Annotated in this window: 11 protein-coding genes; 4 read left to right on the forward strand and 7 right to left on the reverse strand. The window is 64.1% G+C overall.

Annotated elements, in window-relative coordinates; translation table 11 throughout:
* Positions 1-35 precede the first annotated feature (35 nt).
* Complete coding sequence (metG, locus tag X803_RS0102315) at positions 36-1,604, reverse strand: methionine--tRNA ligase (RefSeq protein ID WP_026543863.1); 1,569 nt, start codon at positions 1,602-1,604, stop codon at positions 36-38.
* Between the two features lie 97 nt (positions 1,605-1,701).
* Between metG and X803_RS0102320 the strand changes: the two genes are divergently transcribed.
* Complete coding sequence (locus X803_RS0102320; protein ID WP_051470368.1) at positions 1,702-2,244, forward strand: hypothetical protein; 543 nt, start codon at positions 1,702-1,704, stop codon at positions 2,242-2,244.
* A gap of 188 nt (positions 2,245-2,432) precedes the next feature.
* Positions 2,433-3,419 carry an AfsR/SARP family transcriptional regulator gene (locus X803_RS0102325; protein WP_084033280.1) on the forward strand — a complete coding sequence of 329 codons (987 nt, stop codon included), beginning with the start codon at positions 2,433-2,435 and terminating at the stop codon, positions 3,417-3,419.
* Positions 3,420-3,645: 226 nt separating this feature from the next.
* On the opposite strand, the gene X803_RS17300 is transcribed toward X803_RS0102325, so the two are convergent.
* A complete protein-coding gene (locus X803_RS17300; protein WP_253907374.1) occupies positions 3,646-9,264 on the reverse strand; it encodes a peroxidase family protein in 5,619 nt (1,872 codons plus the stop codon).
* A gap of 261 nt (positions 9,265-9,525) precedes the next feature.
* Here X803_RS17300 and lepB point away from each other — a divergent pair, with 261 nt between their 5' ends.
* Complete coding sequence (gene lepB / locus X803_RS0102335; RefSeq protein WP_084033284.1) at positions 9,526-10,047, forward strand: signal peptidase I; 522 nt, start codon at positions 9,526-9,528, stop codon at positions 10,045-10,047.
* 100 nt (positions 10,048-10,147) lie between these two features.
* On the opposite strand, the gene serA is transcribed toward lepB, so the two are convergent.
* The 5 genes from serA to ilvD form a co-directional block, all read right to left on the reverse strand.
* Positions 10,148-11,737, reverse strand: a complete 1,590-nt coding sequence (serA, locus tag X803_RS0102340) for a phosphoglycerate dehydrogenase (protein ID WP_026543867.1) — start codon at positions 11,735-11,737, stop codon at positions 10,148-10,150.
* Between the two features lie 234 nt (positions 11,738-11,971).
* Positions 11,972-12,997: a ketol-acid reductoisomerase gene (gene ilvC, locus X803_RS0102345; RefSeq protein WP_026543868.1), complete on the reverse strand. Its 1,026-nt coding sequence runs from the start codon at positions 12,995-12,997 to the stop codon at positions 11,972-11,974.
* Between the two features lie 88 nt (positions 12,998-13,085).
* Positions 13,086-13,598 (reverse strand): acetolactate synthase small subunit, encoded by a 513-nt coding sequence (gene ilvN, locus X803_RS0102350; protein WP_026543869.1) that lies wholly within the window; start codon positions 13,596-13,598, stop codon positions 13,086-13,088.
* A 2-nt stretch (positions 13,599-13,600) separates the two neighbouring features.
* Entirely contained in the window at positions 13,601-15,496 is a 1,896-nt protein-coding gene (locus X803_RS0102355) for an acetolactate synthase large subunit (protein WP_026543870.1), read from the reverse strand.
* Positions 15,497-15,836: 340 nt separating this feature from the next.
* The gene (gene ilvD / locus X803_RS0102360; protein WP_026543871.1) at positions 15,837-17,552 is read right to left on the reverse strand and encodes a dihydroxy-acid dehydratase; all 1,716 of its coding nucleotides are present in this window, start codon (positions 17,550-17,552) and stop codon (positions 15,837-15,839) included.
* Between the two features lie 226 nt (positions 17,553-17,778).
* Between ilvD and X803_RS0102365 the strand changes: the two genes are divergently transcribed.
* Entirely contained in the window at positions 17,779-18,255 is a 477-nt protein-coding gene (locus X803_RS0102365; protein ID WP_051470369.1) for a hypothetical protein, read from the forward strand.
* Positions 18,256-18,295: the final 40 nt, after the last annotated feature.

Here is an 18,295-nt window from a genome sequence, read left to right on the forward strand (position 1 = left end):
TGGTAGACCTAAACCGGCGTGTCCTGCCACATCGGTCACGCGTCGGCAGGCTCCTCGTACTTCGGGAAGATCGGCGTCGGCGCCGGCAGCGCGATTCCGGGCACCAACGGCGTGGTGATTGCACTGAAGCGCCGGGCGTCGTCGTCATCGCCTGTCCCCTGCCCCAGTGCAGTGAGGAGCTTCGCGGCGCCGTCGGGCATCACTGGCTGCACCAGGATGGACACAATCCGCAGGACCTCAAGGGTCACGTAGAGCACCGTGTTCATCCGGTCCAGGTCCGTCTTCCGCAGGACCCACGGCTGCTGCTCGGCGAAATAGGCATTGGTATCACCCAGTACCGTCCAGATCGCCTCGAGCGCGCGGGACAGCTCCTGCTTCCCGAACGCGGCCCTGCAGGAATCCAGGAGTGTGTTGGCGGCCGCCAGCATCTGCTGGTCGGCGTCGGACAACGACGACGGCGCAGGCACCAGTCCATCGCAGTTCTTCGCCACCATTGACAGCGACCGCTGCGCAAGGTTCCCCAGGTTGTTCGCCAGGTCCGAGTTCATGCGGGAGACGATCGCCTCATGGCTGTAGGATCCGTCCGCGCCGAAAGGCACCTCGCGCAGCAGGAAGAAGCGGATCTGGTCCCGGCCGTACTGATCCATCCAGTCCTTGGGCGCGATGACGTTGCCGAGCGACTTCGACATCTTGACACCCTTGTTATGCAGGAAACCGTGAATCATGATGCGTTTCGGCAGTTCGATTCCCGCGGACATCAGGAAGGCGGGCCAGTAGATGGCGTGGAAACGGGAAATGTCCTTGCCGATCACGTGCACGTCCGCGGGCCAGTACTTGCGGAACTGCTCCGATTCCGTGTCCGGATATCCGACGCCGGTAAGATAGTTGGTCAGCGCGTCCACCCACACGTACATGACGTGTTTGGGGTTGCCGGGTACAGGCACTCCCCAGTCGAACGTGGTGCGGCTGATCGAGAGGTCATCGAGGCCGCGCTTCACAAAGCTGATGACCTCGTTGAAGCGGGACTGCGGTGCGCCGAACTCGGGCTGGTCAGCATAGAGGGCGAGCAGGCGGTCCTGGTAGCTGGAAAGGCGGAAGAAGTAGCTCTCTTCCTCCGTCCACGTCACCTCGGTGTCGGTATCGGTCGAGTAGCGGATGCCGTCCTCGCGGAGTTCCGTCTCTTCCTCCGTGTAATACGCCTCGTCCCGCACCGAGTACCAGCCTGCGTACTTGTCGAGATAGATGTCCCCGTTGGCTTCCATGCGGCGCCAGAGGTCCTGCGACGCGGCGTAGTGGTCCTCATCGGTGGTGCGGATGAAGCGGTCGTAGGTGATGGCGAGGTCAGCGTGCGCCGCCTGGTAGACGGCCGCATTCCGGTCCACCAGTTCCTTGGGGGTGATGCCCTCTTTTTCGGCGGTCTGGGCGATCTTCATGCCGTGTTCATCGGTGCCCGTCAGGAACATGACGTCGTATCCGTCCAGGCGCTTGAACCGCGCGATGGCGTCTGTGGCCACATACTCGTACGCATGCCCGATATGGGGCACGCCGTTGGGATAGGTGATGGCTGTGGTGATGTAGAACGGGGGCTTCTGCGCAGAACTCACCCTAGAAAGTTACCCTGCCACCGGTTGGTTGTCGCATCATTGCGTTCCAGGCCAGGCAATCATGGTTTTCCCATGGTGGTCCGACAACACTACTTGCATGGCACAGCAACTTGACGACCGCCGCGTCATCCCCCGCCGCACCGTTCCCCGCCACCGGATTCTGGTCCCCGCCGTGCTGGTTGCGGGGATGGCGGGCGGGGCGGCATGGCTGCTGACCAACAGCGTGGAGGAGGAACCGCCCGTCCTGCTCGGCGCCTCTGACACTGTCGACGGAGGAATCGCCCGCATCAATGGAATCCTGCCCCTGGAATCGGACGGCTGGGAGCCTCCGGCCAACGGCGCCGCCCTGGAAGCTGCGGTGCCCGACGGCGCACACCGCGTCCGTGTGCTCCTCGAACTGACCGCCCTCGAACCGGACGGCATCAGCTTCCGGGCCTCCGACTACTTCATTGACGGCCTGGGCACCGGCGAACCCCGGGTCGTCTGGGCATCGCCGTCCAGCCATACGGCGCAGCAGGGCGAAAGCATTGACGCCACCCTGGTCTTCGAGATTCCGAACCAGGCGCTTGCGCTGGTACTCAGTGACGGCGGCGAAACCCGCCTCTCTCTCGGAACCGAACACCACACCGCGGGTCAATGAGCGCACCTGAGTAGCGCCGCACGCTACTCAGGTACCTACCCGGACCAATACCTGTGAACATTCGAGTAGTGCCCCTGAATCCGGAAGGTTCGGGGGCATATTTTCGGGTAGACCCTACTCGTGATCGGTGTTTCGGACGTCCCTAGCGTTGATCTCATCATTCGAAGCACAAAGGACGAGGTCTCGCCATGTTGCAGTCAGATACCTTCTCACCCTCACATTCCGGGTCCCCTGTGGACGCACCGGGTGTGCCTGCCTTCCTGACGGTCCAGCTGATCGGCTCGCTGCGGATCCGGCGCGGCGATACCGTACTCAACGCCCGGACCCTCGGTGGACCAAAGCCGCGCCAGATTCTGGAGATCCTCCTCCTGAGCCTGGGTACCCCTGTCTCCAAGGATCGCCTCATCGAGGTCCTCTGGGAGGGACATGCGCCGGCAGAGGCTCTCCCGACGCTTGAAAGCTACGTCAGCGTCCTGCGCCGGAACATCCAGCCGGGCAGCGGCAAACTCGGCCCCCTGCGTACCACCACCGGCGGTTATGTGATGGACGGGGCCATGGTGGATCTTGATGTCTTCCGCTTTGACCAGCTTCTGCGCCTGGCCCAGCAGAGCGCACCGGAAACCGCGCTGCAGCTTCTTCAGGAAGCGCTGGGCTTCGCAACGGCCCCGCTGCTCGGCGACGAGCTGCTGCCGGCGTGGGCGGAGGATGAGCGCGAGCTTCACAATTCCCGCGTGCTCGAAGCGACGGTTCTTGCGGCAGAAACGGCGGCAGCGCTGGGAGCCGTCTCCGAGTCCATCGACTGGGCCCAGAAGGCCCTGACGATGGATCCTCTGAACGAACGTGCCTGGGAGGCCCGGATTGCCGGCCTCGAGCGTACGGGACGGTACGCCGAGGGCCTGCAGTGCTATGAGAAGTGCCGCAGGGCCATGGTCCGGGAACTTGGCTGTGCGCCGGGTCCGGGGCTGAAGGCAGCACACGCGCGGCTCCTGCAGGCTACCGCGGAGAATGAAGGAGAACTCTCCGACGTTCTCTCTGCACTGCTTGTTCTCCACGGCCAGCTCAGCAGGACGCCAACACCGGCGGCCGAAGCAGCACCGCAGATTGTCCGCCAGTCCCTTCGGGAAGCCACCCACGTCATCAACTCGTTCCTGCTCCGGGCGATGTCCGCAGCGTAGGAGTGCCACCCGCCGGCTGATAGGGACGGCGGGTTGGATGACCTTTCACCGGGTTCCTGCCTCATGGGGCAGGAACCCTTTTTTGTCAGCACCGATTTATCCCCTCCGGAACGCGGCATTGCTGCATCGCGGCATTGCTGCATTGTGTACCTGCTCCCCACCCACAGGGGAAGGACCATGGCGGGTAATCCGCCATGGTCCTTCCCCTGTGCAATTCCCTACGGGATCAGGCGATCAGGTAGCTGCTCCACCCGTTGCCGATCTGTGCGCGGGTGCCAACCCTCCCCGTACCCGTGCCCGGGTAGAGCCACAGCCCGCCCGCGGAGTCGCGGGCCACCAGGTCGGACTGCGAGTCGCCGGTGAGGTCACCGATGCCGACCAGGGTGTAGCCGGTCCAGCCGTTGCCGAACTGCGACCGGGATCCGAACCCGCCGGTTCCGTTCCCCGGGTACAGCCACAGCCGGCCGCCACTGTCGGAGGCGATGAGGTCAGAGCGGCTGTCTCCGTTGAAGTCACCGGTGCTGGTCATCTGGAATCCGCTCCAGCCGCTGCCGGCCTGGCTGCGCGAGGCGAACCCGCCGACTCCGTTTCCGGGGTACAGCCACAACCTGCCCGAGGAGTCCCGGGCCAGCAGGTCGGACCTGCCGTCACCGTTGAAGTCACCGGGAGCGGTCAGCGTGAAGCCTGCCCAGCCGTTGCCGATCTGGAGTCCGTTCAGCAGCCCGCCGGCGTTATTGCCGCGGTAGAGCCACAGCCGCCCGCTGGAGTCATAGGCGATGACGTCTGCGCGACCGTCACCGTTGAAGTCGCGGGTGGCGATGATGCTGCGCATCCCCTGCCAGCCCGTTCCCATCAGCGACCGGGCTTGCAGGCTTCCCGTCCCGTTCCCGGGGTACAGCCACAGCCTTCCGTTGCTGTCACGGGCAACCAGGTCAGCGACGCCGTCACCGTTGAAATCCTCCTTCAACTCCGCCCGGGTGGGCGTTACCGGGCCGGACAGGGGCGAGAAACCGCCGCTGCCCAGTGCGTTGGCTGCGCGCACCTGGAACCGGTAGGCGGTGCCGTTGCCCAGGCCGGTGACTACAAGGCTGGTCGCGCTTGCGCCGGCCGTCCTCAGTGCGCCGACCGGCTGACCGTCGGGACCGACCACCTGGACCGCATATCCGGTGATGGGCGAGCCGCCGTCGGACTCGGGCGGCGTCCAGCGGACGGTCACCGATGCATCACCCGGCGTAAGCTCGCCGATTGCGGGAGTGCCCGGAACGCCCTGTGGCGTCACGGGAGCGGACAGAGCCGAAAGTGCACCCTCGCCATGTGCATTGACCGCCAGCATCCTGAAGGTGTAGGCCGTGCCGTTGGCAAGTCCGGAGATGTCCGTCGTTGTTGCCGTCCCGGTGAGAGGAATGGTTTGAACCAGGGCTTCTCCGACGAGCACCTGCACCTTGTACCCGGTGACTGCCGTGCCTCCGTTGGCGGCCGGAGCCGACCAGGAGAGGCTGACCGTCCCGTCGCCTCCCGCGCCGGCGACATTAGTCGGAGCGGCGGGGACGACGTCGGGAGTCACCGCTGCGGACAGCGGCGAGAAGGCGCTGGTTCCCAGTTCATTGGCTGCGCGCACCTGGAACCGGTATGCCTGCCCGTTGACCAGGCCCGTCACCACCGTGCTGGTTTCATTGCCGGACACCTGGCGAAGCGTGCCGACCGTTGCGCCGTTGGCATCCACGGTACGGACCTCGTAGGTGGTGACCGGAGAAATCGGCGCACCCCACTCCACTGTGGCCGAGCGGTCACCGGCCGTTGCCGCAGCGACCTCGGGCACTCCGGGTGCCTGGGAGTCCGCGAAGAGCAGCTTTTCGATGTTCCGAAGGGTGTCCACACCATCGCCGACGCCGAGCGCCGGCAGGGCGTCCGGATCGTCGCCGAGGTGGGTCACGGTGGTCACACTGCCCGGGGAGCCCAGGACAGCGCCGGTGGGGACGGTGGTCACCGTGTAGTTCTGCTCGAGATCCGAGAAGATGGCCGCGTCCACGTCGCCCGGTTTCCCACCGTCGACGATCTCCCGGACAATGACGATGTTTCCGGGGTTCACTTCACCGGCGAAGACCGCAGCCTGAAGCGTGCGTGAGCTCCCCGCCAGGTAGGGCTTGTCCATTCCGGTGGTTGTGCCGATCTCGGTAGCGGGATCATTCACGTCGCTCCGGACGCTCAGCCGCACCCGCAGTTCCTTGTCACCGTCGAGGATATCGTTGCCCCCGCGGCCTTCAAGGATGTCGCTACCGCCGCCGCCCAGGATGATGTTTCCCTCACCCCAGACCTTGCCGTTGTCTGTGGCACCTGCCGGGAGCAGCTCTGCGAGCCCCTGGATGCGGTCTACGCCGTCGGCGTCGAGCCAGTTGTGGCCGGAGAACCCTTCGCCCTCGACCAGCCGCGGCACTGCGTTGTCCCCGCGGAGTATGTCGTTGCGGTGTGCGCCGGACAGTGCCTCCACCTCGGAATACCTGTCCCGAAGGACGGCTGCGGGGAGCGGGACGCCCAGCAGGTTGAGTGTCAGGTCGGCGTCCGCAGCTAGCGGATCAAGCTGGTGGATTGACCAGTCGAACCCGGCTGCGCCGGCGTTCCGCTCGATGCCGGCGTCGGCGAGCATAATGTCGTCACCGCCCTCAGCGTCGTAGTCATCGTCGCCGTTCCCACCGATCAGGACGTCATGGCCAGGATCGTTCGGATCGTCGAAGAACGGAGCTCCACTGTCACCCATGAGCAGGTCTGCACCCTCTCCGCCCTGGATCCAGTCGCTTCCTGCGTCACCGCGCGCCATGTCGTTGCCGCCGCCGGCGATGATGAAGTCGTCACCTTCGCCGCCGAAGACGTCGTTGGTGTTGGCTCCGCCGTTGATGAAATCTTTTCCTGCCCCGCCCAGGATCAGGTCGAGCCCCGGGCCCCCGTCCAGGGCGTCGTGGCCGGGACCGCCGAGGAGAACATCGTCACCGGCGGAATCGGTGATGATGTCGTCACCCTCGCCGCCGAAAATGGTATCCGCGCCGTCGTTGCCTTCGAGGATGTCATTGCCGCCGTTACCGAAAATCGTGTCATTGTCGACGCCGGCCCAGATGCGGTCGGCTTCCGCGGTTCCGTTATAGACACTTTGACCGTTGAGCCCCGCCGGGTCCACCGTATTCATCGTCCGGTAACGGATCGTACCGTCGGGCATGCGGATCAGGAGAGCTTCCTCGTTGCATTCCGACAGCGGGTCATCCAGGACCGTCGTTCCGGAGAACTGCAGCCGGCTCAGCTCAAATTTGCAGTCCGACGTAGAGAACACGTCCGCCTTCAAGCTGTGCGCATTGGTGTTGCGCATGATGATTTCCGCGAAGGAATTGCCTTCCAGCTGACCCAGAAGGTTCATTCCTCCTGTACGGATCAGGTAGTAGAAACGGTCACCGTTCTGGAGATCGAGCATCTGCTGCTCGAAGACGTAATTGAAGGTCGATCCGAGCAGCCCACCGAACAGGTTGGTGCGCTCGGCGAGTCCGCCCACCCACAGGTCCACCCTGTCGAGACCAGTCTTCGATGCTCCCCCGTCATTGGCCCATGTGCCGGTAGAACCCATGAAATCCTGTGCATCGGCCGGTATGGATCCTTCGGCGGCGTCAATGGGCGGGTTGACCAGCAACGTGGCCGCGGCCCGCTTGTCAGCAGCAGTACTCGCTCCGGTGATGGTGGGGTGCAGACCGTACGCAGCGACGAAGTTGATCAGTGACTGAGGATGCTTCAGGTTCAGCCCGAAGTCAATCCAGTTGGTGTAGGGCTTCAGCTGACTGTCATTGGTGGTGTTGTACAGCTGCTTGCGCAGGTTGTTCAGTGACGGTATGCCGGTTTCGCGGCCTCGTGCGATGTTGATTGCGGCCAGGTCCAGCGGCAGTCCCAGCAGGGCGTTGCGCAGTGTATCCGTAGTGAATTCATCAAGTTCGTTGCCGACCTGGTCAGACATTCCCATCGCGATTGCACCTGCCGCATCCTTGGAGGTCAGCTTGCCTGCCGTGCCGCCGTTGAAATATTCCGGAGGGTTGAGGAAGGCCTGCAGCAGTGGAATGTCGTTTGTTGAGCCGTCGGCATTGGTCCGCGAGACGGTGTCAGTCAGCATCGAGTGCCCAAAGCGGTAGACAGAGTGGGCGAACTCTGCGGTGATGGCCGGATCCACATCATCGTGATAGGTACCGAATGGTTCGATGAGCGGCTGCACTTTCCGTGCGAACTCCTCGACCGCCAGGTGCTGGTATTCCATTTCTGTCACGAACCGGGCGGCCTGGAAAACGCGCTCGCCGTTCCAGCCGGCAGCGCCTGCAACGCTCTTCCATTCGGCCAGAGCTGCGACGCCACGGGAAGAGGTGTCCGATTCAAGCGTTTGCTTGATGTCGTCAACGAGGCGGTTATGTTCGGAGTGAAACACCTGGTGGATCATGGTGAGCGCGACGTTCTCGTTTGCGCGGCCATCGCCGGCGACCACATGCACGTTCAGCATCTCATCGTCATAGTGAGTTTTTGACGGGGCACCCGGCGGATTGATCACAGTGTCCTCGTCAGGAAGAAGACCCGGCTTCGGCACGGCGTTGTGGGCAATGTCATCGAGGAAGGCCTCGTTGATGCGCAGTCCGTTGCTGGGTACCGGCACCGGTACGGCCACGTTGCCTTCGACAAGGCCTTCAGCAGTGACGTACTGGGGCAGGCCGTGGGCCGGCCCCGGGATGAACTTCCCGTACGGGTCAACGGCGATCATCGGGATGCTCAGCGCATCTGAGTCAGCGAGCTTCAGGCCCAACTTTGTTTCCGCCTGTGCCTTCAGCATTGCCCAGGTTCCCATGCCGCCGTCGGCGGACTCCAGGAGCCGCCCGGTGGATACCGGCTTACCTTCCGCGTTGTTTGCGTACTCCCTCAGGAACACCTGATGCGAGGGGTCGGAGCTGTAGGTCTGGGACTGATCGATGTAGGGATTGGTGCGGTTGGTTGCCTCGCGGATGTCGTCGGCGGTGCCGAGCACCCCGTCGGGACCGGGCTGGTTGGTAGCGCGGGTCAGGACCATGAAACGCTGCTGGGCGGGAACGTCGTCGTCCGTTCCGATGACGCCGTCAGGGCCGGCGATCAGTGGGTCGTCCGCCTTGAGTGGGATAAATACGGAGCTTCCTGACTTGTTCACTAGGTCGAGACCATGGTCGAAGAACTGGCCGAAGATGGTGAAAAGGGAGTTGTACGGGGGTGAAAGACCCACGTCAGTGGTGATGTTGGGAATGAACAGCGTCTCGCCGGCCGGCACGCATCCCTCGGGAAGCCCATCTGCGTCACAGGGGACAACGCCTTCGTTGCCCTGGCTGCGGACGGGATACTGTGCGGCGGCTACGGCGGCGGGATTCGTGGATGTCTGGTCCACGATGAGGTTGCTGATCACCCGTGGCTGCGAATCAACCACGTGCCCCGTGCCGTCGTAGGTGGTCTGACCCGGCTGACGAATGATTGTGCCATCTTCGGCCGCGTGGAACTCGGGATTGGTCATGCGTGGAAATGCCCGGTTGGATGCGCCGAAGTCTTCCCGTTCGGGCTGGAGGTTGTTGCAGGATCCGTCCACGGTGCGCAAGCCCCAGGACACTAGCGGACCTGGAACCTGGTCAGGTCCGGACCCCACAAGCGCCCCACAGGGACCGGTCTCCGAAGTGGTGTTGCGTACGTGTGCCTCGGCAATCTTGATCTGCTTCAGGATGAACGCCAGGTCCGATGGTGTGACGTCAAATCCCTGCCCCACCGGCGCCGCCTGCGCGGGAGCCGCGACAAGGGGCAGGCCGACGCCTGTGAGCATTACCAGTGATGTGAGTGCTGCGAGTGTGCGCCGGAATCGGAACCCTGACGGCTGCGTCTGTGCAGCCCGGTACTCCTCCGACGAGTGGTGCGCCCTTCCCATAATTCCTCCCAAGACCGAATCCGACGGACTTCCGCCGGTGCCGCAAGAGTCCCGTACGAGCGTTATGAATTCCTTGGAGGGTTCATGGTTTCCCCAAGCAGGCGGGCGGAGGATCAAGTAACAAAGAGATGGAGAGGCGGACCATGGGCGAGCGATCGTATGGCTAGCGGCACCGGAACGGCTGCCGTGCCGCCGCTGGCTTCCCGGCGTCGGCGGCATCTATCAGTGATCGCCGTTCTTGCGGTGTCGGCGGTGCTGGTGGTGCTCCGGCTCTGGGTTCTTGAGCCTCTCTGGGTCTCATCGTCGAGCATGGAGCCGACCATTCCCGAGGGGAGCGTGGTGCTGCTCTACCGGCACGCCGAACCTGTTTCGGGCTCCCTCGTCTCATTCGCCAATCCGGCGGGGCCTGGAACGGTGCTCAAGCGGGTCGTGGCTGTGGGCGGGCAGACAGTCGCCATTGAGGACGCCCGCCTTGTCGTCGACGGCGTGGCTGTACCCGAACCGTTTGTTGATCACTCCCGCATCGACGGGACCTACTTCGGCCCCGTCACGGTGCCGGACGGGCACGTCTTCGTGATGGGCGACAACCGCGCGGCCTCCATTGATTCCCGGGAGTTCGGGCCCCTGCCCGCCGACGAGATCCGGGCCACCGTGGTGTGGCCCACGGCGCCCTCAGAATGACCGCCTGCCACCGTCGTCGTCGTTAAACGAACGACGGCGCCCGCACACCTGGTGCGGCCGCCGCCCTTCACGGCCGCCGCCCTTCACGACGGAGGCAGAACTAGTCCTGCAGGTCCACCTCCCGCGCAACGGAGGCGCCGATGGCTTCCTTCAGGCTTTCGAGGACTTCCTGCGGGACCGAGCTGTCGACGGTGAGCAGGGACAGCGCCTGGCCGCCCTCCTTGTTGCGCGCGACCTGCATGCCCGCAATGTTGATGCCGTGCTCCCCCAGCACCCGGCCGAGCGTGCCGATCACACCGGGGCGGTCCTGGTAGAGGATCACCACGAGGTGCTCGCTGATGGGGATCTCCAGGTCGTAGCCGTTGACCCCCACGAGCTTCTGGATCTGCTTTGGCCCCGTGAGCGTGCCTGCAACCGAGATCTGCGAGCCGTCGGACAGAGCGCCGCGAATGGTCAGGACATTGCGGTACTCATCTGACTGGTCTGTTGTCACGAGGCGCGTGTTGATGCCCCGCTGTTCTGCAAGGACCGGAGCGTTGACGTAGGAGACCTGCTCGGACACGACGTCGGTGAACACTCCCTTCAGCGCCGCCAGCTCCAGCGCCTTCACATCGAGTGAGGCGATCTCTCCCGCAACCTCGACCTCGATCTGGGTGAGCGAATCATGAGTCAGCGCGGTGAAGATCCGGCCCAGCTTCTCCATCAGCGGGATGCCGGGACGCACATCAGATGCGATCACACCGCCGGCCACGTTGACGGCGTCGGGCACAAGTTCACCGGCCAGTGCAAGGCGGACAGACTTGGCGACGGAAATGCCAGCCTTTTCCTGCGCTTCGGCGGTGGAGGCTCCGAGGTGGGGGGTCACCACAACGTTGTCCATGTCGAAGAACGGAAGGTCGGTGCTGGGTTCCTTGACGAAGACGTCCACGCCTGCGCCCGCAATCTGCCCTTCCTTCAGCGCGGTGTAGAGCGCTTCCTCATCGACGAGCCCACCACGGGCCACATTCACCACGTAGGCGCTGCTTTTCATCTTCTGGAAGGCGGCAGCGCCGAGCATGCCGACGGTCTCCGGCGTCTTAGGCATGTGGATGGTGATGAAATCGGATTCGGCGTACAGCTCGTCGAGCGTGACAAGCTGCACGCCGAGCTGGGCAGCGCGCGCGGAGGTCACGTACGGGTCATAGGCCAGAATGTCGGTGCCGAACCCCTGGAGGCGTGCCGCAACCAGCGCGCCGATCCGGCCCAGGCCGATGATTCCGATCTTCTTCTCGTAGAGTTCGGTACCCGAGTACTTTGAGCGCTTCCACTCGCCGCCCTTGAGTGCCCCGCTGGCCTGCGGGATGTGACGCGCGAGGCTCAGGATGTGGCCGACCGTCAGCTCGGCAGCGGAAATGATGTTCGAGGTCGGGGCGTTGACAACCATCACGCCGGCCTGCGTGGCCGCCTTGATGTCAACGTTATCCAGGCCTACGCCCGCACGGGCGATGACCTTAAGATTGGGGGCTGCAGCAATAGCCTCAGCGTCCACCTGGGTTGCCGATCGCACGAGGATCGCGTCCACATCCGCGAGGGCTCCCAGCAGTCTGGACCGGTCGGCTCCGTCGGTCTGACGGATCTCAAAGTCGGGTCCGAGGGCATCCACGGTTGCGGGCGAGAGTTCCTCAGCAAGGAGAACTACTGGTTTTTGCACGGGTGATCCTTCGCGATGCGTTGGGCAGAGTATCGGTCGAGCGGTTTGGTCGGGTCTCTGCAAGTCTAGTTTGGCCTGCCGGGACGCCCACTTTGTTACCCGTTATCCGGGCACAGGTGAGACTGGTGCCACAACCTATAGCGGCCGAAGCCACCCCGCCCGCCCGGGCCACCCCGCAAGGGGATGACCAGACTTCAGGGGTGACCTCGGCCGGTGGGTGAAGGTATGGCGGTGCTAGCGCGCTACCGAGCCCTCGGTGTAGTCGTCGTTGGTCTTGATCCAGGAGAACAGCTTGCGCAGTTCGCGGCCGGTGGCCTCGATCGGGTGGTCTTCACCCTTCTTGCGAAGCTCGGCGAACTCCGGTGCTCCGGCGTCCTGGTCATCAATGAAGCGCTTCGCGAAGGCACCGGACTGGATGTCAGCCAGGACCGCCTTCATGTTCTCCTTCACGCTCGGGTCGATGACGCGCGGGCCGGAGACATAATCGCCGTACTCCGCGGTATCCGAGACACTCCAGCGCTGCTTGGCGATGCCGCCCTCAACCATCAGGTCGACGATCAGCTTGAGCTCGTGGAGCACCTCGAAGTAGGCGACCTCAGGCTTGTAACCGGCCTCGGTGAGGGTTTCGAAGCCGTACTGGATGAGCTGGGATGCGCCGCCGCAGAGGACTGCCTGCTCACCGAACAGGTCGGTCTCGGTCTCCTCGGTGAAGGTGGTCTCGATGACGCCGGCGCGGGTTCCGCCGATGGCCTTGGCGTAGGACAGGGCCAGTTCACGTGCCTTGCCGGACGGGTTCTGCTCAACGGCGATGAGGTCCGGAACGCCGCGGCCGGCTTCGAACTCGCGGCGCACGATGTGGCCCGGTCCCTTGGGCGCAACAAGCGCAACATCAACATCGGCCGGCGGCTGGATGTAGCCGTAGCGGATGTTGAACCCGTGGCCGAAGAAGAGCGCGTCGCCGGCCTGCAGGTTGGGAGCAATGTCCTCGGCGTAGACGTGCCGCTGGACCTGGTCGGGGGTCAGCACCATGACGAGGTCCGACTCCGCTACGGCGTCGGCAACGTTCAGGACCCGGAGGCCCTCGGCTTCTGCCTTGGCACGGGACTTGGAGCCCTCCTTCAGGCCGACGCGGACGTCGACGCCGGAATCGCGAAGGCTCAGCGCGTGAGCGTGGCCCTGGCTGCCGTACCCGATGACAGCCACGGTGCGGCCCTGGATGATCGAAAGGTCTGCATCGTCGTCGTAAAACAACTCGGTCACTTGTGTTTCTCCTGTGATGTGATTCTGCTGCTCACCGGTCGTGAACAAGCTTGGATTTCGGGTACTGAATGGGTCTTTGCGCGGCGGGCTAGGCGCTGCGCAGCGCCCGGTCACTCATGGACTTTGCGCCGCGGCTGATTGCCAGCGTCCCTGACTGCACTATCTCCCGGACACCGAACGGCTCCAGCACTGACAGGAGTGCGGAGAGCTTTTCGGCGGTGCCGGTGGCTTCGATGATCAGCGAGTCGGTGGACACGTCAACCACTGAAGCACGGAACAAATCTGCTGCCTGGGTTACCTGCAGCCGTGTTGCGGCGTCCGCGCGGACCTTGACCAGGATGTGGTCGCGCTGCACGGACGATTCGGGAACGAGCTCGACGATCTTGATGACGTTGATGAGCTTGTTCAGTTGTTTGGTGACCTGCTCCAGCAGGTCACCCTCAGCCTCGACCACAACGGTGATCCGGGACATTCCGGTCACTTCGGTGGGGCCGACGGCAAGTGAGTTGATGTTGAAGGCGCGCCGCGCGAAAAGGCTCGCGACGCGGGTCAGAACGCCGGGGACGTCCTCGACCAGGACGGAAAGGGTATGACGGGCCATTGTTAGTCCTCCTGCTCCCAGTCCGGGGTCATGTTGCGGGCAATCTGGATGAGGTCGTTGCTGACGCCTGAGGGCACCATCGGCCAGACCATCGAGTCACGGCTGACCACAAAATCGACGACGACGGGGCGGTCGTTGATCTCGAGAGCCTGCTGGATTGTGGCATCGATGTCCTCGTCCCGCTCGCACCGCAGCCCGGCGCAGCCGTAGGCGTCGGCCAGCTTGACGAAGTCGGGAACCCGGACCGTGTTGTGGCCCGTGTTCAGGTCAGTGTTGGAGTAGCGGCCCTCATAGAAGAGCGTCTGCCACTGCCGCACCATCCCGAGGGATGAATTGTTGATCACCGCGACCTTGATGGGGATGTTGTTGATGACGCAGGTGGCGAGTTCCTGATTGGTCATCTGGAAGCAGCCGTCGCCGTCGATCGCCCACACCACGCGGTCCGGGTTGCCGACCTTCGCGCCCATGGCTGCCGGAACGGCGTAACCCATGGTGCCCAGGCCTCCTGAGTTCAGCCAGGCGTGGGGTCGCTCGTACTTGATGAACTGGGCTGCCCACATCTGGTGCTGGCCGACGCCGGCGGCGTACACCGCTTCCGGACCTGTCAGTTCACCGATGCGCTGGATGACGTGCTGCGGAGCGGAGAGTCCGTCCTCGGGCTGGGTGAACCCGATCGGGTAGCTTTCGCGGAGGCGGTTCAGCACGGTCCACCATGCACTGAAATCCGGTGCGCCGTTGGCGGCGAACTGCTCGCTCAGGGCAGCCGTGAACTCCGGGATGATTTCCTTCACCGACCCGACGATCGGCACGTCAGCGGTGCGGTTCTTGGAGATCTCAGCCGGGTCAATGTCCGCGTGGATGACCTTGGCCCCGGGTGCAAAGCTCGACAGGACGCCGGTGACCCGGTCATCGAATCGCGCACCCAGTGTGATCAGGAGGTCTGACTGCTGAAGCGCGGTCACAGCGGAGACCGAACCGTGCATGCCCGGCATACCGACGTGCTGCGGATGCGAGTCCGGGAAGACGCCGCGCGCCATCAGGGTGGTGACCACCGGCGCGCCGAGGAGCTCGGCCAGTTCCAACAGCTCAGCGGAGGCGTGTGCCTTGATGACTCCGCCGCCCACGTAGAACACCGGACGCTCCGAGGCCATGATGAGCCGGGCCGCTTCACGTACCTGCTTGGAGTGCCCGCGCACCACCGTGCGGTAGCCAGGAATATCGATTTTCGGCGGCCAGGAGAAGGTCATGGGGCCCACTTGGGCGTCCTTGGCGATGTCCACCAGCACAGGCCCGGGCCGTCCCGTGGATGCAATATGGAAAGCCTCGGCCAGGACGCGCGGGATGTCCTGGGACTTGGTCACAAGGTAGGAATGCTTGGTGATCGGCATGGTGATACCGACGATGTCCGCTTCCTGGAAAGCGTCCGACCCGATGACTGCACTGGAAACCTGACCGGTGATGGCGACCATGGGCACCGAGTCCATGTGCGCATCGGCAATCGCTGTGACCAGGTTGGTGGCGCCGGGTCCGGAAGTCGCGATGCACACACCCGGGCGGCCGGTCACCATCGCGTATCCCTGAGCTGCATGGCCGGCGCCCTGCTCGTGGCGGACGAGGATGTGCCGGAGCTTGCTCGAGGCCATCAGCGGGTCATAGGTGGGAAGGATTGCACCCCCCGGAAGACCGAAGATGTCATCCACGCCAAGTTCCTCAAGGGACCGGACGATCGCTTCGGAACCGGTCATCTGGGTGGGTGGAACCACCCGGTTCGGTCCCAGGACGGGGTTGGGGTGGGCGGCAGAAGCTGCCGCGTCCCTGCCCGACTGGTGGACCGGTGCCGCCGGAGTGGGCTGCTTGGCTGCCATCAGCGCTGGGCTGATGGGCGATCCCTTGGACATCCTTGAACTTCCTTTGTATCCGGCACAGCGTATTCGCTGCACAAAATGTTCTGCGCGGGATTGTTCGGTGGGAACAAAAAAACCCCTCAGCCTGGTGGGCTCTGCGAGGGGTTTGCGCGTGACGTAGACGTACCAGTCGGGGCTTTTAGGCCACGCGCTTGGTAACTAGGACTACGGATACGAGCTGCATACCTGTAGTTTTCACTCCCCCGCGAAGAGTGTCAACCGGACCGCGTGCTGTCTCATTATATGAGACAGCAGTTCCAGTTATTGGACACTAACTGAAGCGGACGACGGCGGCTGGGCGCCGCCGTCGTCATCTGCGGTGATGCGGAAAGAACTACCCGCAGTAGGCACCCTCAGACGCTGAGTGCACCAGCTTCGCGTACTTTGCCAGGACTCCCCTGGTGTAGCGAGCAGGAAGCGGCTCCCAGCCGATCTTGCGGCGCTCAAGTTCCTCCGGCTCCACCAGCAGGTCGAAGGTCTTGTTCGGGATGTCCACGCGGATGCGGTCGCCGTCCTGGACAAACGCGATCGGACCGGCGTCCACGGCTTCCGGAGCGACGTGCCCGATACACAGGCCGGTGGTACCACCGGAGAACCGGCCGTCCGTCAGCAGGAGTACATCCTTGCCGAGGCCGGCGCCCTTGATCGCGCCGGTGATGGCCAGCATCTCGCGCATGCCCGGACCACCCTTGGGCCCCTCATAGCGGATGACGACGACGTCGCCAGCCTTCACTTCACCGGCGGCGAGCGCCTGGAGGGCCCCCTGCTCCCGCTCATAGACCCGGGCCGTGCCCTCGAAGACCTCGGCGTCAAAGCCGGCGGACTTCACGACTGCTCCCTCGGGAGCAAGTGAACCGCGCAGGATGGTCAGGCCGCCGGTCTTGTGGATCGGGTTGTCCATTGCCCGCAGAATCTTGCCGTCGAGGTCCGGCGGATTGATGGACTCCAGGTTCTCGGCGAGGGTCTTGCCCGTGACGGTGAGAACGTCCCCATGGAGGAGACCGGCGTCAAGAAGCGCACGCATGATGACGGGCACGCCGCCGATCTTGTCCACGTCAGTCATGACATAACGACCGAAGGGCTTCAGATCCCCCAGATGCGGGACGCGGTCGCCGATGCGGTTGAAGTCGTCGAGCGTGAGGTCGACGTCGGCCTCACGCGCAATCGCGAGCAGGTGCAGGACGGCGTTCGTCGAACCGCCGAATGCCATGGTGACGGCGATGGCGTTCTCGAAGGCCTTTTTGGTCATGATGTCGCGCGCCGTGATGCCGAGGCGCAGCAGGTTGACCACGGCCTCGCCGGACTTCCGGGCGAATTCGTCACGACGCCGGTCAGCTGACGGCGGTGCGGCAGAGCCGGGCAGCGACATCCCGAGGGCTTCCCCGATGCAGGCCATGGTGTTGGCGGTGTACATGCCGCCGCAGGCGCCCTCACCGGGACAGATTGCACGTTCGATGCGGTCCAGGTCCCCGCGGGACATCTTTCCCGCTGCGCACGCTCCGACGGCTTCGAAGGCGTCGATGAGCGTGACTTCCTTCTCGGTGCCGTCTTCCAGTTTCACCCACCCGGGCATGATGGATCCGGCGTACAGGAAGACACTCGCCAAATCCAGGCGGGCCGCCGCCATCAGCATGCCCGGCAAGGACTTGTCGCAGCCTGCCAGCAGGACCGAGCCGTCAATTCGCTCGGCTTCCATGACGGTCTCCACCGAGTCGGCGATCACTTCACGGGAGACCAGGGAAAAGTGCATGCCTTCATGGCCCATGGAGATGCCGTCGGAGACCGAAATGGTGCCGAACTGCATCGGGAAACCCCCGGCCGCGTGTACGCCTTCCTTGGCGCCCTGGGCGAGACGGTTCAGGGAGAGATTGCAGGGGGTGATCTCATTCCACGAACTGGCGACGCCGATCTGGGGCTTGACGAAATCGTCATCCCCCATCCCCACTGCCCGCAGCATGCCGCGGGCAGGCGCTCGCTCCATACCGTCTGTGACGGCACGGCTTCTCGGCTTGATGTCTGGTGTTGCTTTGGCTTCGCTATCCACGCTCATGGGTGAAAGTCTAGGCCCGCCGCAGCAGCGCCCCGTGCGTGTGACCCACCTGTTACAACCCTCGTGGCGTGTTCGGTGCCTCACACCACCACGTTACGGGCGGCACATTGCTGGAGGGACTGCCGCCGCCTCTTTCGGGTAGGGTAGTCGGCGCGGACCTGCGGCCGCCTCGGCAGCTGCACACCAACCAGCCTCCCGCGGGCACATTCCCTACCCAGGCCGGAACATGACCCCCCAGTTGTCGCACGCTCACCCCGACGAGCCTGGAAGCGACGCCCTGAAAAACATTCTGCGGGGAATTTTCGATTCGCAGATCCTCAATTACGGCGACTACAACCTGATCTTCGCCTCGAACGAACGCCGGGAGGGCCGGGACGCCGCGGGTGTCCGGGTCAACAGGCCCAAGTACTACGTCATCGGCTACCGCTGGCAACCGGCCGAGATCATGGTGGCCCCCGTCAACGGGCAGACCCTCACAGGCGGCGGAGTACCCGTGGAGCTGAACATGACCAACCTCTCCCATGCCGTTCAGCTCGCGGACGGAGATTACGAGGTGGGCACCAATACGGGCAGGACATTCCGTTTCGGAGTCCAGCCGGAGGTGACTTTCAGTCCCACGCCCGGCAGGGAGCTGCACCTCGAACAATCGGACGACTACACCGACTTCAAACTGTTCATGCAGGCCTTCGTCGCCATGGCCTAACCGGGGCCGCTTCCCGGCGGGACAACCTCCCCGGACATCA

The organism is Arthrobacter sp. 35/47, from assembly GCF_000520475.1.
GTDB classification, from domain to species: Bacteria; Actinomycetota; Actinomycetes; order Actinomycetales; family Micrococcaceae; genus Arthrobacter_D; species Arthrobacter_D subterraneus.

What these genes read in the sequence shown, in the direction of transcription:
- X803_RS0102320 (WP_051470368.1), top strand. Translation starts at nt 1,702, where the DNA reads ATGGCACAGCAACTTGACGACCGCCGCGTCATCCCCCGCCGCACCGTT.
- X803_RS0102325 (WP_084033280.1), top strand. Translation starts at nt 2,433, where the DNA reads ATGTTGCAGTCAGATACCTTCTCACCCTCACATTCCGGGTCCCCTGTG.
- X803_RS17300 (WP_253907374.1), bottom strand. Translation starts at nt 9,264, where the DNA reads ATGCTCACAGGCGTCGGCCTGCCCCTTGTCGCGGCTCCCGCGCAGGCG.
- lepB (WP_084033284.1), top strand. Translation starts at nt 9,526, where the DNA reads ATGGCTAGCGGCACCGGAACGGCTGCCGTGCCGCCGCTGGCTTCCCGG.
- ilvN (WP_026543869.1), bottom strand. Translation starts at nt 13,598, where the DNA reads ATGGCCCGTCATACCCTTTCCGTCCTGGTCGAGGACGTCCCCGGCGTT.
- X803_RS0102355 (WP_026543870.1), bottom strand. Translation starts at nt 15,496, where the DNA reads ATGTCCAAGGGATCGCCCATCAGCCCAGCGCTGATGGCAGCCAAGCAG.
- ilvD (WP_026543871.1), bottom strand. Translation starts at nt 17,552, where the DNA reads ATGAGCGTGGATAGCGAAGCCAAAGCAACACCAGACATCAAGCCGAGA.
- X803_RS0102365 (WP_051470369.1), top strand. Translation starts at nt 17,779, where the DNA reads ATGACCCCCCAGTTGTCGCACGCTCACCCCGACGAGCCTGGAAGCGAC.